Annotated in this window: 15 protein-coding genes; 7 read left to right on the top strand and 8 right to left on the bottom strand. The window is 64.5% G+C overall.

The genetic code is table 11. The features are described from left to right. Positions 1-28: 28 nt before the first annotated feature. Entirely contained in the window at positions 29-2,632 is a 2,604-nt protein-coding gene (locus H3Z74_RS08195; RefSeq protein WP_187763407.1) for a M1 family metallopeptidase, read from the bottom strand. A 118-nt stretch (positions 2,633-2,750) separates the two neighbouring features. Here H3Z74_RS08195 and H3Z74_RS08190 point away from each other — a divergent pair, with 118 nt between their 5' ends. Then, positions 2,751-3,710, top strand: a complete 960-nt coding sequence (locus H3Z74_RS08190) for an NAD(P)H-dependent flavin oxidoreductase (RefSeq protein ID WP_187763406.1) — start codon at positions 2,751-2,753, stop codon at positions 3,708-3,710. Between the two features lie 583 nt (positions 3,711-4,293). Here the strand turns inward: H3Z74_RS08190 and H3Z74_RS08185 are convergent. Together H3Z74_RS08185 and H3Z74_RS08180 are read right to left on the bottom strand one after the other, a co-directional pair. Beyond that, positions 4,294-4,755: a DUF1465 family protein gene (locus tag H3Z74_RS08185; RefSeq protein ID WP_187763405.1), complete on the bottom strand. Its 462-nt coding sequence runs from the start codon at positions 4,753-4,755 to the stop codon at positions 4,294-4,296. Positions 4,756-4,859: 104 nt separating this feature from the next. Next, complete coding sequence (locus H3Z74_RS08180) at positions 4,860-5,057, bottom strand: YdcH family protein (RefSeq protein WP_187763404.1); 198 nt, start codon at positions 5,055-5,057, stop codon at positions 4,860-4,862. Positions 5,058-5,276: 219 nt separating this feature from the next. Here H3Z74_RS08180 and H3Z74_RS08175 point away from each other — a divergent pair, with 219 nt between their 5' ends. Continuing rightward, complete coding sequence (locus tag H3Z74_RS08175) at positions 5,277-5,432, top strand: YdcH family protein (protein ID WP_187764229.1); 156 nt, start codon at positions 5,277-5,279, stop codon at positions 5,430-5,432. A gap of 529 nt (positions 5,433-5,961) precedes the next feature. On the opposite strand, the gene H3Z74_RS08170 is transcribed toward H3Z74_RS08175, so the two are convergent. The 4 genes from H3Z74_RS08170 to H3Z74_RS08155 form a co-directional block, all read right to left on the bottom strand. After that, a complete protein-coding gene (locus H3Z74_RS08170; RefSeq protein WP_187763403.1) occupies positions 5,962-6,339 on the bottom strand; it encodes a PilZ domain-containing protein in 378 nt (125 codons plus the stop codon). A gap of 87 nt (positions 6,340-6,426) precedes the next feature. After that, positions 6,427-6,894, bottom strand: coding sequence for an RNA polymerase-binding protein DksA (gene dksA, locus H3Z74_RS08165; protein ID WP_187763402.1), 468 nt, complete (start codon positions 6,892-6,894; stop codon positions 6,427-6,429). 670 nt (positions 6,895-7,564) lie between these two features. Beyond that, positions 7,565-8,167: a hypothetical protein gene (locus H3Z74_RS08160; protein ID WP_187763401.1), complete on the bottom strand. Its 603-nt coding sequence runs from the start codon at positions 8,165-8,167 to the stop codon at positions 7,565-7,567. 78 nt (positions 8,168-8,245) lie between these two features. Beyond that, a complete protein-coding gene (locus tag H3Z74_RS08155) occupies positions 8,246-8,686 on the bottom strand; it encodes a host attachment family protein (RefSeq protein WP_187763400.1) in 441 nt (146 codons plus the stop codon). A 95-nt stretch (positions 8,687-8,781) separates the two neighbouring features. Here H3Z74_RS08155 and serS point away from each other — a divergent pair, with 95 nt between their 5' ends. The 5 genes from serS to H3Z74_RS08130 all read left to right on the top strand — a co-directional run bounded on the left by serS (position 8,782) and on the right by H3Z74_RS08130 (position 13,683). Then, entirely contained in the window at positions 8,782-10,059 is a 1,278-nt protein-coding gene (gene serS, locus H3Z74_RS08150) for a serine--tRNA ligase (protein WP_187763399.1), read from the top strand. After that, the gene (gene surE, locus H3Z74_RS08145) at positions 10,059-10,823 is read left to right on the top strand and encodes a 5'/3'-nucleotidase SurE (protein WP_187763398.1); all 765 of its coding nucleotides are present in this window, start codon (positions 10,059-10,061) and stop codon (positions 10,821-10,823) included. The genes serS and surE overlap by 1 nt, the downstream gene beginning before the upstream one ends. Positions 10,824-10,860: 37 nt before the next feature. Then, complete coding sequence (locus H3Z74_RS08140) at positions 10,861-11,937, top strand: M23 family metallopeptidase (protein WP_187763397.1); 1,077 nt, start codon at positions 10,861-10,863, stop codon at positions 11,935-11,937. A 94-nt stretch (positions 11,938-12,031) separates the two neighbouring features. Continuing rightward, positions 12,032-13,258, top strand: a complete 1,227-nt coding sequence (gene tyrS, locus H3Z74_RS08135) for a tyrosine--tRNA ligase (RefSeq protein ID WP_187763396.1) — start codon at positions 12,032-12,034, stop codon at positions 13,256-13,258. Between the two features lie 107 nt (positions 13,259-13,365). After that, positions 13,366-13,683, top strand: a complete 318-nt coding sequence (locus tag H3Z74_RS08130) for a PilZ domain-containing protein (protein WP_187763395.1) — start codon at positions 13,366-13,368, stop codon at positions 13,681-13,683. An 18-nt stretch (positions 13,684-13,701) separates the two neighbouring features. On the opposite strand, the gene recG is transcribed toward H3Z74_RS08130, so the two are convergent. Next, positions 13,702-15,762 (bottom strand): ATP-dependent DNA helicase RecG, encoded by a 2,061-nt coding sequence (recG, locus tag H3Z74_RS08125; protein WP_187763394.1) that lies wholly within the window; start codon positions 15,760-15,762, stop codon positions 13,702-13,704. Positions 15,763-15,774 lie beyond the last annotated feature (12 nt).

Genomic DNA, 15,774 nt, shown 5'->3' with positions numbered 1-15,774 from the left:
GGCTCTCCGTTCGAAATTCCCGCAGCGGCTATTTCGCCGCGGCGGCCCAGACCTCAGCTGCCGGCCGCAACCGCTCGGTCACCTCGCGCCGCGCCGCCATGCCCGCGACCACCCGCGCCGCGCCGCCGCGCGCGGCTTCGGGCAGGTTCTTCCCGGCATAGGCCGTGATCTTCGCAGGCATCGCCGGATCGTTCGACCCGCCCCCCAGTCCGGCAATATAGGTCGAACGATTGCTAGCCTCGGTAAAGCTGTCGACCAGCGACAGATTGGCGAGCGCGAAATCGAACGCCAGTTCGGGGTGCTTGCTCGCCACCGCGCGCAACAGGCTGGCCTTTTGCGGCGCACTCAGTTCGCTGGTCTTGATCAAGTCGAGCGCACGCTGCGCGAGCGCCGCGTCGCGCGCACCGCCAAGCAGCCGGACATAGGAATTGCGCGTTACCGGGTTCTTCTCCGCACGCGTGATCGCCAGCAACGCCTCCCATTCGGCCGCCGTGGCATTGGCCGCATAGGTGCGCAGGATCGGCGCGCGGATCGCCGGCGGGATCGCATTCGCATCGCCGGCCAGCGCCGCGACATAGCGCCGCGCCGTCGCCGCGATGCCCGCATCGCCGATTCCGCCAAGCCCGCCGATCAGCGTCTCGCGCAAATTGGTCACCAGCGGCGATTCACCAGCCTTTGCCTGATAGCCGACGCGCTGCATCACCGGCGAGATGATCGCCACGGTGCGTGCGTTGAGCTTGTCCTCCAGCGGCGTCCCCTGGAAGCGCTCGGCGAGACGCCCGAGCTGGCCCGCCAGCATCGTCCATTCGAGCGGGCTGGCATCGACCGGCACCTTGCCGGCCAGTTCGAGATAAAGCGCCAGATCCTGGTCGCCGCTCATCGCAAGCGCATAATCATCGCCCAGCGTGCCGATCCGGTCGGCCAGCGCCAAAGTGCGGAAATCGCGCACGATCGCGGCATGGCCGGCAGCATCGTAGCGCGCCCGCAAATAGCTGCCCTTGCCCTGGTTGAGCACCAATGTGCCGCAGCCCTTCACGCTCATAGTGGCGGGCGCCGCGCCCTGCACCACCACGCTCGTCGCGTCCTGCCCGACCACACCGATCCGGAGCGGGACGCGCCATGTCTGCGGCTGCTTCGAGACCGCATCAAGGCCGAACCGCCCCTGCGTCAGGGTCGCGCTGGTCGTGCCATTGGCGCATGTGGCCCCGGTCAGCGTGACCAGCGGCACACCGGCCTGCAGCGTGAAGTCGTGCATGATGTCGGCGACCGGCTTGCCCGCTGCCTCGGCCATCGATTCCCACAGCTGGTCCGTGACGGTGTTGCCGTATTTATGCTTCGCCATGTAGCGGCGGATGCCATCGCGAAAGACATCGGGGCCCAATGTGGCCTCGAGCATCGCGATGACGGCCTGGCCCTTTTGATAGGTGATGCCGTCAAACGCCTCACCGATCTGGTCGACGGTCTCGATCTTGCGAATGATCGGGTGGGTCGCCGCGGTGGAATCCGCCCCCAATGCCACTTCCCGCTCGGTCCCGACCAGCGCCACTTTCGCATCCCAGCTCGGGTTGAGGTCTGCGCTCGCCTTGCCCTCCATCCATGACGCGAAACCCTCGTTCAGCCACAGATCGTCCCACCATGACATGGTGACGAGATCGCCGAACCATTGATGCGCCATTTCATGCGCGACGACGGTATAGATGCGCTGGCGGTTGCTCTCCGTCGCGCGCGCCGGGTCGAACAGCAATTCCTGCTCGAAATAGAAGATCGCGCCCCAATTCTCCATCGCGCCGAAGGTCTGGCTGCCGCCCGGCCCGGCGATCATGTCGAGCTTGGGCAGCGGATAGGGCTGGCCGAAATAGTCATTGTAATAGCTCAGCAGCTTCTTTGCCGCGTCGAGCGAATATTGCCCCTGCTCGGCCACGCCGCGGCGCGTGATGATGCCGATCTCGGTCTTGCCGGCCATCACGGTGCGACGCTCCATGTCGCCCATGCCGAGGAAGAGCAGATAGCTCGACATTTTCGGCGTGGTCGCGAAGGTATAGAGCTTCTTGCCGCCGGCGACGCTGCTGACCCTGGCCACCGGCATGTTGGAGAAGGTCAGTTGATCCGCCGGCGCCTCGGCGGAAAGCGTGAAGGTCGCCTTGAACGAGGGCTCGTCCCACATCGGTGCGAAGCGGCGTGCGTCGGGCGCCTCGAACTGTGTCGCCAGCATCCGCGCCGCGCTGCCGTCGGGGTTCTTGTAATCGATCGCGAACAGACCGAGCGGCGATTCGTTGATCTTTCCCGACCAGCTGAAGGTCAATGTGTGCGCCCCCTTGGTCGCCGCCCTGGGCAGCGTCACCGTCAGCAATTGCGCTGCCTGATCCTGCTTCACCGTCACGGCGGCACCGTCGAAGGTCGCCGATTCGACCACCAGATCGGCCGCATTGAGCGTGATCACGCTCGTCGCTTCGGTCACCTCGACCTGGATCGTTTCCTTGCCGGTGAAAATCATCGCCCTGGCATCCGGCTTGACCGTGATGTCATAGGCGACCGGGACCACCGTCCTGGGCAATTGCCCCGCGGCCAGTGCCGGAGCGGAAACGGACAACAACAGAAACGACGCGATGCGCGCGGCGGGGGCAAATTTCATGGCAACCTCAGGATATATTATCTCGTGCGTTGGCCCATTAATGGGTTCGGGCGGCATGGCAAGGCGTGCACCAATCCGGCGCTGGACAGGTATTTCAGTTGCGCTATGAAACGGGCTTATGAGCTTGCCCACCATCCTGCAGCGCCTGCGCCTGCCCGTCATCGGTTCGCCGCTGTTCATCATCTCCGGTCCGGACCTGGTCATCGCCCAGTGCAAGGCGGGAATCGTCGGTGCATTCCCGGCACTCAACGCCCGGCCCCAGGCGCAGCTCGACGAATGGCTGCATCGCATTACCGAGGAACTTGCGGCCTGGAACCGCGACAATCCCGACTCACCCGCCGCACCCTATGCGGTCAACCAGATCGTGCACCGCTCGAACGAACGGCTCGAGGCCGATCTTGCGACGTGCGCCAAGTGGCAGGTGCCGATCGTCATCACCTCGCTCGGCGCGCGTGAGGATCTCAATACCGCAGTGCATGGCTGGGGCGGCATCACGCTGCACGACATCATCGACGATCGGTTCGCGCGCAAGGCGATCGAAAAGGGCGCCGATGGCCTGATCGCGGTCGCCGCCGGTGCCGGTGGCCATGCCGGCCGCCTGTCGCCCTTCGCGCTGATCCAGGAAATCCGCCAATGGTTCGACGGACCGCTCGCGCTGTCCGGCTCGATCGCCACCGGCGATGCGGTGCTGGCGGCGCAGGCGATGGGCGCCGACCTCGCCTATATCGGTTCCCCCTTCATCGCGACAGACGAGGCCAATGCCGAATCGCGCTACAAGGACTCGATCGTCGCATCGAAAGCCTCGGACATCGTCTATTCGAACCTGTTCACCGGCGTGCATGGCAATTATCTGCGCAGCTCGATCGAGGCGGCCGGGATGGATCCGGACAATCTGCCCGAAGGCGATCTGTCGACGATGAACTTCGGTGGCGGCAATGGCAGCAAGGCCAAGGCGTGGAAAGAAATCTGGGGCGCGGGCCAGGGCATCGGCGCGGTCTCCGCAGTCGAGCCGGTCGGCGTGCGGGTGGACCGGCTGGAGCGCGAATATCTCGCGGCACGGACCCGGCTCGCCGCCTGATCTTCCCACAGGGCTGCGGTGATATGCGCGGGTATCGCGCTGATGGCGCTTTCACCATGCTGTTTTCGACACTGAGAAAGAGCCCACCGGGACCGTCCGGCACGGGATGATATGCCCGATTGCGTGGGATGCTTGAATCGCCGCAAGTGCGACTGCGGGGGCATAGTAAGAGATATGTTACACCGGGGATGTCACATATCTCCGGCCTCGTCCGCGACACTGCGGGGACGGTGGCAAGAGATATGTTACACCAGTGATGTCGCATATCTCAGGCCCCGATTGGCCACACTGCTGAGCAGCGACCAGAGATATGTTACACCAGCAATGTACCATATCTCACCGCGAAGTTGCGGTAGAATTCCAAGATAATTTGTTATATATCAAACACTTATGTAAAAGTGACTTGAGGCCGATCTTCATCGTCATTCCCGCGAAAGCGGGGATCCCACTGCCTTGCCCGCCCTTAGTAGAAGAAGCGGGATCCTCGCTTTTCCGAGGATGACGGGATAGCTCAGGCATCCGATTTCAGCCTCGGCGCCTTAGCCTATCCTCGCCAAAGGAGGGGCCGTGCGCGATCCGTCGATCAGAATGCCGTCGCCAGCCGATCGAACATCGACCGCGCCGGGCTCTCCATCACATGCTGGTCGGCCTGGGCATCGTCGAGCCGTGCGACGCGACGATAGAGTTCGGTGCTCGAGGCGATCAGGGCTTGCGCCTGAGGCGGCATGGCCAGGATGGCCGCTGCATCGCTGACCGGCGCGGGACCGAGCCGTCGTGACGGATCGAGCGCATCGCGCGCCTGCAATTCGCCGGCGTCGACCGCACGCTGGGTCAGCAGCCAGGCGATGATATGCATCAGCCGCGTCGTGACCTTCAGCGATTCACAGGAAAAGGACACCCGCGCCAGCGGATCGAGCGTTTCGCGCTCTTCGCGCCCACCTTCGTCGAAATAGCTGCGCGCCTCGTCCGCAAGCACCATCGCATCGACATAGAGCGTGTCGATCAGCCTGCGGTGGATCCGCGCTTCGGAGGCAAAGCCGTGCATGGTCCTGACGTGACATAAACCAGGTGTTAACGACATAGATCTTTTGAGCGCCCTGTTCCCCGAATGCGTCCCAAAGCGGAGCAATGTGCCCGCGCGGTAAGTCTTCAGGCGATGATATCCGGGATCATCTGATCCTCGAGCATGCCGATCTCGTCACGCAGGCGCAGTTTGCGCTTCTTCAGTCGCGCGAGCTGGAGCTGGTCGGTCGAGCCCGTTTCGAACAGCGCGCCGATCGCGGAGTCGAGATCGCGGTGCTCGATGCGCAGGATTTCCAGGCGCTTGGCGATCTGCGTGTCGTCCATCTTTTCCCCATTTCCTGCGCGCCATCCTTAGAATGCGGACCGGGAACCGGCAACGGTCGTCATCGCAGCCGGCCGGGAATGCGTCACATTTGGGGCAGTCGCACGGCCCGCCGTGAAAATCGCCTCGGCACATCGATTGTCGGAAAATTCGAGGAAGACAATTCGTCATCAACGTGTTTCAATCATTCCCCCGCCCAGCAACGAAGGAGGCTTTCTTCCATGCAAACTGCGCATTTCTCGGCACTTGAGGCCAAGCACGCCGTGCTCGATCAAAAGATCGCAGCCGAGTCGCAACGCCCACTCCCCGATACCGTGGCACTGGCGGCGCTCAAGAAGCAGAAACTTCGCGTCAAAGAGGAAATGACCACACAATAGCCGTGCGTCCCCCTCGCGCGGGTTTGCCCGCGCGGGGACAGGCGGCCATCCGCCTCAACATCATCACATCTGGATCACCCCGCCGGCATCAGCTCCGCGGGAAAGTGCGCGGCACCGGGTCACCCATCCAGATGGTCTCCATGAGATCCTTGCCGAAGCGCACCCGAAACATCGAACCCCTCGACGGCGAAAAGCTCGTTCGTCAGCGGAATCAGCTTGCGCGTGGCGCGATTGGGCCGACCGAACCACAATGCGCCATCGACCAATGTGACAGTGTTGGGACCATATCGACCGACAAATGACTGCAGCGCCAGCTTCTCCGGCAAGATCGGATGGCGTTGCGCCTCCACCGCAACCCCGGCCCAATCATATTCCGCGCAGCGCTCTTGCGTCAGGCCAGGCGTTTCGCCGAGACGAGCGAGCGCAAGCGCCGCTTTTACCGTTTCGGACTCATTTTTCGGGAAGGTTCGCCCGGCATCGGCATGCCAGATGCTCGGGTCGAAATCGTGCTCCTGCGTAAAGGAGGAACTCAGCGTCGCGTCAGGATCGGCTTGACGAAAACCGGCGTCTTGGTGCCCTGGCCGACAGGCTTGCGCGCCAGCATCGGATCGATCGGGTGAGAAAAGGCAACGCCGACCCGGCCGGCGGCGGACCAGGCGATCTTGCCCGACACCCAGCCGATCCCGCGAACATCGAATTCGACATCGAGCCCCTGTGGCAAGCCATTGGCCAATTCAGCCATCAGGCCACCGGCCGAAAGGTTGCGAACGCGGACATGCTGAATCTCATTGCTGCCGGCGATGCGGAAATCAGCCATCAGGAACAGGCTGTCGCGCGCCTCGTTGCGGTTGCGCGCCGGGTCGTCAGCGGCCAGTCCGCTAAAAGGATCATAGGGCAACTGGTCCATAGGGTGCTCGCGCCAACCTCCGTTCGGCACCCGATAGACCAGAAATTCGTATCGAATCGCTTAAGAGATTGCGCGAAACGATCCGAATCAGTCTTCGCGTGACACTTTTTCGTGACGCTCGTGACGCTCCTGCGCTTCCACCGTCATGGTCGCGATCGGGCGCGCTTCGAGCCGGGCGAGCGAGATCGGCTCGCCGGTGACCTCGCAATAGCCATATTCGCCCTCGTCGATGCGACGCAGCGCGGCATCGATCTTGGAGATCAGCTTGCGCTGACGGTCGCGCGTACGCAGTTCGATCGACCAGTCGGTTTCGCTCGATGCCCGATCGGTCAGATCGGCCTCACGCAGCGAATCGACCTGCAACTGGCTCAGCGTGCCCGCCGCCTCGCGCAGGATCGCATCCTTCCATTGGTGCAGCTTGCCGCGAAAATAGTCCTGCTGGCGCTCATTCATAAACGGCTCATCCGCACTGGGGCGATAGCCGTCAGTCGTGCCGTTCGCCGCAATGGCGCCTGGTTCCTCGGATTCGTCCAATCGATTCAAGACCGTCGCCATCCCACTCTCCTGTCGGTCAACACGATGCTTTTGCGCATCTCCGGACCGCCCCTATCCTGCCCCAGTGATGACCGCGCCTATAGACATGCCGTTCTCACACCACAAGCAACCGACTCACTGAAATGGTTCGATTGTTTCGACGCGCCCTTAACCGCCATCTCATTGCATTTTTGTGAACCCGCCGGATCACCGCCGCTTTGCTGAGCGCCCGCCGTCGTTAACCTTAAACCTTAACACTCGATTAGTATTAATCGATGAACTGTGCCGACTTGGCACGTTAACGAAACTAATGACGCAGCAACGCCACGAATTCGTCATTTCATCGCTCGAACAATGGTTAACGAGCTTGAACTTAATAGTTTGTTGGTCCCTTTGGGCAATAGCGGCAATCCAGCTGCAATGGATCCGGATCTGGTGCAGCCGGACCAGTAACGAAAGAGTGACATCATGTCTGTGCGGATGGCCTTGGCAAAATTGTGCGCCTGCGCTTGCGGTGGCGCGCTGATCGGTGGCGGTGCAGTGCACGTCGCGGAAGGTGCGAAGACGCGACAGGTCTACGCAACGAAAACAGTTACCAAGCGCGTGGTTCGCCGCGTGGCGGTGAAACGCCCGGTGAGCAAGGTACGCCGAGTCGTGACGCAAACGCGTGCAGCCTGTCCGCCCGCGGTCGTCACGGTGACCAGTCAGGGTGCCCCCATCCCCCTTCCCCCGTGGCGTTTGCCGGGTCGAGCGGCGAGATGCCGGTCGGTGGCGGCGGCGGCGGCGGCGCAGCCGTTGTCGGCGGTGGCGGCTTCGGCGGCGGCGGCGGTTTCTTTGCCGGCGGCTTCTTCGGCGGCGGCGGATCGAGCGGCAGCGGCGGGATCGTCATCTCGTCCACCTCGAGCGGTGGCTCGACCTCGAGCGGCGGATCGTCGACCAGCACCTCATCGGGCGGCTCGTCCACCAGCACCAGTACGGGTGGCGTGACGAGCACCAGCACGAGTTCGTCGAGCGGAAACGTATCGACCTCGGCCTCGACGTCCGCATCGACATCGGCGTCGACCTCCGCCTCGACGAGCAGCAGCAATTCGTCGTCCACCAGCTCGGGCAACTGGAGCAGCAATGGCGGCTGGAGTTCGAATGGCGGCTGGTGCCGGCATTGCGGCAACAGCAACGGCAGCACCGGCAGCAATGGCGGCACCCCATCGCCCGTCCCGGCGCCGCCGATGGTCCTGCTGTTCGGCGCAGCGGCAGCGGCGCTCGTGGCACGCCGGCGCTTCGCCAGGAAAACCACCGTCGCGGCCTGATCATCCGCCGGTCGACGGCTCAGATCAAAAAAGCTCCCGCGTGTTTGCGCGGGAGCTTTTTCGTGTCAGGCGGCCTGCAACGCCGCCTCGATCCGATCGATCGGATGGCCGGTCAGATCCTTGTCGAGCTCGGCGGTCAGCCGCAAGCTGACTTCCTTGTGATAATGTTTGCGCAGTTCACCCAGCGTTCGGGGTGGTGCGATGACGATCAACGATTCGAAATCATTGGCCAGCGCGCGGCGCTTGAGCAGATCGGCGGTGTCGGCCGCGAAGCGATCCTCCTCCTGCTGGTGAAAGTCCACTTCCTGCATCGAATTCTGCCCGCCGCCAACGCTCGATGATGAACGCCCGGCATGGTCGGTCTTCTGAGCGCCGTCCGATGGATTGACCTGCTCCAGGGCATTTTCAACCACCAGATTCGGATGGGTCGCATCGCCTTCGTTGCGCAGAAAGAGCATCTCGCGTCCATCAGCGACGAGGACGACGGCGTTGTGCGAAACCTGCATGAAATGGCCTTTCCGATCATTGATATCGGTCAGGGTAACGCGCCGGCCTCCCTGCGGGTTGCGCGTCGTCCGTCACGCCGCCATAGCCTGCGCCCATGCATGATATCCGTCTGATCCGCGAAAACCCCGAAGCTTTTGACGGCGCGCTGGCAAAGCGCGGCCTGTCGCCGCATGCCGCCGAACTGGTGTCGCTCGACGAACGCCGCCGCGCATTGATCACCGAAGCCCAGGCCGGACAGGCCCGGCGTAACGAAGCGAGCAAGGCGATCGGTGCCGCAAAGGCGGCGAAGGATGAAGCGACCGCGACGACGCTCATGGCCGAAGTTGCCGTGCTGAAGGAACGGCTGCCGGCGATCGAGGCCGAGGAGAAGGAACTGGGCGAAGCGCTGAACAGCCAGCTTGCCGCGCTGCCCAACCTGCCGCTCGCCGACGTGCCGCAGGGCACCGACGAGGAGGACAATGCACTCGTCCACGCGCGCGGCACGCCAACGGTCTTTGCCTTTGCGCCGAAAGAACATGATGCGATCGGCCCGGCGCTCGGGCTCGATTTCGAGACCGGCGCGGCGATGTCCGGAACGCGCTTCACGCTGGTGCGCGGCGCGGCCGCGAAACTCAGCCGCGCGCTGGGACAGTTCATGCTCGACACGCTGAGCGGCCAGCATGGCTATGAGGAGTGCGTGCCACCGCTGCTGGTTCGCGACAATGCGGTCTTCGGCACCGGGCAGCTGCCCAAATTCGCCGAAGATCTGTTCCGCACCACCGATGGCCGCTGGCTGATCCCGACCGCCGAAGTCAGCCTGACCAATATCGTTGCCGACAAGATACTGGCCGAGGGCGAGCTGCCGCTGCGCTTCACTGCGCTGACGCCTTGTTTCCGCTCCGAAGCCGGCGCCGCGGGGCGCGACACGCGCGGCTATATTCGTCAGCACCAGTTCGAAAAGGTCGAGATGGTCTCGATCGTCACCCCCGACATGTCGGAGGCCGAGCATGAGCGCATGACCGCATGCGCCGAAGGGCTGCTCGACGCGCTTGGCCTGCCCTTCCGCCGCATGAAGCTGTGCACCGGCGATATGGGTTTCACTGCCGCGCGGACGTACGACCTCGAAGTCTGGCTGCCCGGGCAGAACCAGTATCGCGAGATTTCGAGCTGCTCGACCTGCACCGATTTCCAGGCGCGGCGCATGAATGCGCGCTACCGCCCCGAGGGCGAGAAGGCGACTCGCTTCGTCCACACGCTCAATGGCTCGGGCCTGGCGGTCGGCCGGACGCTGGTCGCGGTGCTGGAGAATTACCAGCAGGAGGACGGGTCGGTCGCGATCCCTGATGTGCTGCAGCCCTATCTCAAGGGATTGAACCGGCTGGAAGCCGCCTGATGCGCATCCTGCTGACCAATGACGACGGCTATCATGCCCCCGGCCTCAAGGTGCTGGAGGAGATCGCGGCGAAATTCTCCGACGATGTCTGGATCGTGGCACCGTCGGAGGAACAGTCGGGCGCCGGGCATTCGCTGACGCTGAGCCGGCCGATTCGCATTCGCCGACATGGCGACAAGCGTTTCGCCGTCGCCGGCACGCCGACCGACGCGGTGATGATGGCGATCGCGCGGATCATGAAAGACAGCCCGCCCGACCTGATCCTGTCGGGGGTCAATCGCGGCGCGAACCTCGCCGAGGACGTAACCTATTCGGGTACCGTCTCCGCCGCGATGGAAGGCGCACTGGCCGGGGTGCGCTCGATCGCGCTGAGCCAGGTCTATAGCCGCGAAGGCATGGGCGACACGGTGCCGTTCGAGGCAGCCGTCGCCTGGGGCGAGCGCGTGCTGCGTCCGCTGATCAATGCGCCGCTCGCGCCGCGTACCCTGGTCAACATCAACTTCCCGGCTGGGCCCGCCGCGGACGTGAAAGGCATTCGCATCGCCAATCAGGGCCTGCGCGACTATGGCCGGTTGCAGATCGTCACCAATCGCGACCCGCGCGGCTATGAATATCACTGGTTCGCGCTTGGCCCGACGGTGGAGACGCCGGCACATTCAACCGATCTGGAGGCGATTGCCGAGGGTTTTATCGCGGTTACGCCCCTCCATCTCGATCTGACCCATCATGAATCACTCGACATGCTGAACGCGGCGTTTACCTAGGGACAACCAGCCGGGGGGCTGGCTTGGGGGAAGAGCCATGGGGGCAGGTATCGGATACGGCGTTGCGCCGCTCGCGGCGCTATTGCTGGTGGGCGCATGTATTCCCGGCGGGGATCGACCGGAGCCACGGCGCTACCCGGATTATAACGAGTCGCAGTCCGGCGACACCTATGAACGGCACCGCCTCGATGAAGGTGTTCAGCAACTGCCCAGCGCCCCGCCCGCCTGGCAGGCGCGTCCGGTGACGGCCGACGCACGCTCGATCGGCGCGACGATCTACATCGTCCGGTCCGGCGACACGCTGCGCGGCATCGCCGACCGCACCGGTTCGGGGTCGGAGGCGATCGCCCGCGCCAATGGCATGCGCCCACCCTATCTGATTCGCCCGGGTCAGCAGCTGGAGATTCCGGCCGGCCGCTATCACCTCGTCCGCGCCGGGGAAACCGGTATCGCCATTGCGCGTGCCTATGGCATCGACTGGTCGCGAATCATTGCCGCCAATGACCTGAGCGAGCCCTATGTCCTGCGCGTCGGCATGCGCGTGCTGATCCCCAGCGCCTCAAGCGGCAAGGCAAGTATCGAGGAGCGCGCCGCAGCGTTCCGGCTCGACGTCGACGACATCCTGACCGGTGGGGAGCCGGCGCTGGCCGCCCATCAGCGCCCGGCGCGTCCGGCGCCGTCGTCGGGCCGGGTCCTGCCGTCGAACGCCGCCATTGCCGAGCCGGCGCGATTGCGCGGCGCCTTTGCCTGGCCGGTCCATGGCCGCCTGGTCGGTCGTTTCGGCCCCGGCGCAAGCGGCGAGAAGAATAACGGCATCAAGATCGCAGTGCCGGTCGACACGCCGATCCTGGCCGCGGCGGACGGCGTCGTCGCCTATGCCGGCGACGAGATCGCCGCACTTGGCGGGCTGGTGATCCTCAAGCATGGCGATGGCTGGACCACCGTTTACGGCCATGCCAGCCAATTGCTCGTCCAGCGCGGCCAGGCGGTGAAGAAGGGCCAGACCGTGGCGATGTCGGGCGATTCGGGCTTTGCCGACCGGCCCGAGCTCCATTTCGAGATGCGCAAGGGACGCACACCGGTCGATCCGCTCGGGCAGTTGCCGGGGCCATAGGTTTTGTGCTCCCGCGAAGGCGGGAGCCCAGACTGGACCCCAGCCTTCGCGGGGGTACAACAGCGGAGCGCTCCATGCTAAGCGCGCCACCGTCATGACACTCCATACTTCCAAACTCATTCTGTCGCTCCGCGAGCGCGGCTATATTCACCAGACCACGGACATAGATGCCCTGGATGAGTTAGCCGCGCGCCAGATCGTGCCCGGCTATATCGGCTTCGATCCGACCGCGCCGTCGCTGCATGTCGGCAGCCTGGTGCAGATCATGCTGCTGCGTCGGCTTCAGCAATCGGGCCACAAGCCGATCGTGCTGATGGGTGGCGGCACCGGCAAGATCGGCGATCCGAGTTTCAAGGAGGAATCGCGCAAGCTGCTCGATCATGACGGCATCAACGCCAATGTCCGGTCGATCCGCCGCATCTTCGAACGGTTCCTGACCTTCGGGGATGGGCCGACCGATGCGGTCATGGTCGACAATGCCGACTGGCTCGACAAGCTCGAATATATTCCATTCCTGCGCGACGTGGGACAGCATTTCTCGGTCAACCGCATGCTCAGCTTTGATTCGGTCAAGCTGCGCCTGGACCGCGAGCAATCGCTGAGCTTCCTCGAATTCAACTACATGATCCTCCAGGCCTATGACTTTCTGGAGCTCTCGCGCCGTGCCGGCTGCCGGCTGCAGATGGGCGGCTCGGATCAATGGGGTAATATCGTCAATGGCATCGAATTGTCGCGCCGCATGGACGGGACCGAGGTCTATGGCATCACCACCCCGCTGATCACCACGGCGGACGGCGGCAAGATGGGCAAGACCATGTCGGGCGCGGTGTGGCTGCACGAGGATCAGCTGCCGCATTTCGATTACTGGCAGTTCTGGCGCAACACCGACGACCGCGATGTCGGGCGCTTCCTGCGCTTGTTCACCGATCTTCCGCTCGACGAGATCGCCAGGCTGGAGGCGCTGCAGGGCGCCGAGATCAACGAGGCCAAGAAGATCCTCGCCAATGCCGCGACCGCAATGTGCCGCGGCGAGGCGGCGGCAGCGGAGGCGGCGGAAACCGCCCGCCGGACCTTCGAGGAAGGGTCGGCCGGCGGCTCGCTGCCCAGCTTCACCGTCACTGGAGAGGTGTCGATCGTCGACGCGCTGATCGGTCTCGGCTTCTGCGCATCGAAGGGCGAGGCACGCCGCCTGATCAAGGGCGGGGGCGCGCGCGTCGGCGCAGACAAGGTCAGTGACGAGGCCCTGATCATCGCGGTCGGCGCCGATCCGGTGCAGGTGTCGGCCGGCAAGAAGCATCATGGCCTTCTGATCGCAGGATAAAATTTGTCGAAAAATCGTGCCGCAAGACTTTGTTAAACAGCTTCGTTGCGACCCGGTTTACGCCCCATGCCCTAGCTTCCGGACGGGACCATAAGGGACGCGGGGCCATGAGTTTCGGAAACGCGGCAATCGCCGACAATCGCAGTATCGCGCGCGATGAAGTGCATTACCGCGCCCGCGCCTTTGGGCCCGACGCGCAGCCGCTCTCCCTGCTGATCGTCAACATGTCCGCACTTGGCATGATGGCGCGCTGCGACCGGGATATTCTCGAAGGGTCGCGGTTGCGCGTGACCCTGCCTGTGGTCGGCGTGGTCGCAGCGGAAGTACGCTGGTGCCTGGGCGGCCGGATGGGCTGCGAACTCGACCGGCCGATCGACCTGGCGGATTATTACGAACTGCTCGCGGCGCTGATCAAGGGCCGCTGATCAAGGGCCGCTGGCCCGTCAGCCGGATCGCAGCAGCGCCACCCCGGCATCGCGTTCGAACAGATACAGTGCGGTCCGTGCCGCTTGCCCCCGATCCGCGCTCAGCCCCCCGTCGCGATCGATCAACAGCCGCGCATCATCGGTGGCGATCGGCAGCAATTCGTTCAGCATCTCCGGCGTCGCGATGCGGAACGCAGCTTCGCCCGACTGCTTCGTCCCGAGCAATTCGCCCGATCCGCGCAGCCGCAGATCTTCCTCGGCGATACGGAAGCCGTCATTGGTCTCGCGCATCAAGGCCAGGCGTGCGCGCGATGTCTCGCTCAGCGCATTGCCGCGAATCAGCAGGCAGATCGACCGCCCGCTCCCCCGCCCGACCCGCCCGCGCAACTGGTGCAATTGCGCGAGTCCGAAGCGGTCCGCCGCCTCGATCACGATCAGGGTCGCATTGGGCACATCCACGCCGACCTCGATCACCGTCGTCGCGACCAACACGCCGGTACGGCCGGCGGCAAACGCCTCCATCACGGCGTCCTTCTCAGGGCCCTTCATCCGTCCATGGACCAGCCCGACCCGGTCGCCGAATCGCGCGCGCAAGGTTTCCGCGCGCGCCTCGGCTGCGGCGAGGTCGGTCTTCTCGCTTTCCTCGACCAACGGGCAGACCCAATAGGCCTGGCCGCCATCGGACAGATGCCGTGCCAGTGCATCGACCATCTCGCTCAGCCGGTCTTCGGAAATCACCCGCGTCTCGATCGGCTGCCGGCCCGGCGGCATCTCGTCGATCTGGCTGACGTCCATCTCGCCATAATTGGCCAATGTCAGCGTGCGCGGGATCGGCGTCGCGGTCATCGCGAGCAGATGCGGCGCGGCCTTTGCCTTGGCCTGCAGCATCATGCGCTGCGCGACACCGAAGCGGTGCTGCTCATCGACCACCACCAGCGCGAGATCCTTGTACGACACCGCTTCCTGGAAGATCGCGTGCGTGCCGATCAATATATCGATCGCGCCCGAAGCGAGCCCCATGAGGGTCGCCTCGCGCACCTTGCCCTTGTCGCGCCCGGTCAGGATCGCGACCTCGACCGGCACGCCCGCCAGCAGCCGCCGCAGCGTTTCGTAATGCTGCCGCGCCAGGATCTCGGTCGGCGCGAGCAATGCTCCCTGCGCGCCTGCTTCGACCGCGAGCAGCAGCGCCATCGTCGCGACCAATGTCTTGCCCGACCCGACATCCCCCTGCAGCAGCCGCAGCATCGGTTGCGCCTGCGCCAGATCGCCCTCGATCTCGCTCACCACCCGCACCTGCGCGCCCGTCAGGCTGTAAGGCAGCTTCAGCGCGTCGCGCAGCCGCGCGTCGCCGGTCAGCGCCCTGCCCCGCCGTGCCCGCGACGATTGCCGCACCAGCGTCAGCGCGAGCTGATTGGCGAAGACCTCGTCATAGGCGAGGCGCTCGCGCGCCACCATGTCCGACGGATCGGCATGGACTCGCGCCATCGCGTCGCGCCATCCCGGCCAGCCGCGCTTCGCCAGCAGCCCCGGCTCGATCCATTCGGGCAATTCCGGCGCTCGCTCCAGCGCTTGTGCCGCCAATTGGCCCATGCGCCGCGAGGTCAGCCCCTCCGACAGCGGATAGATCGCCTCGCGCTCCGGTTGCTCGCCGGCCTCATCGAGCGGCAGGACATAATCGGGGTGCACGATCTGCAGTTCCTGCCCGTACAATTCCAGCCGTCCCGACACGCGGCGTGGTTCGCCGATCGGCGCGAGCTTCTTCGCCCAGCCTGAATGCCCGCCGAAATAAACCAGGCTGACAATGTTGCCGCGCGCATCGGCGGCATGCACGCGGGTCGGCCCGCGTCCGGTGCTGCTGCGATACTCCCGCGCGGTCAGCGTGATGACGATGGTGCGCCCGGCATCGGCCATGTCGAGCTCGTCGCGCGCCACGCGGTCGATCCAGCCGGTCGGCAAATGGAACAGCACATCGACCACCCGGCTCAGCCCGAGCTTGTCGAGCGGCATGGCAAGGCCCGGACCAATGCCCTTCAATGCCGTCACTTCGGCAAACAGTGGATTGAGGATATCGGGGCGCATGACTATCTGCGT

It is taken from the genome of Sphingomonas alpina, from assembly GCF_014490665.1.
In the GTDB taxonomy this organism is placed as follows: Bacteria; Pseudomonadota; Alphaproteobacteria; order Sphingomonadales; family Sphingomonadaceae; genus Sphingomonas; species Sphingomonas alpina.
The sequence above is the reverse complement of the archived record's forward strand: the minus strand, read 5'-3'. Positions and strand labels throughout refer to the sequence as shown.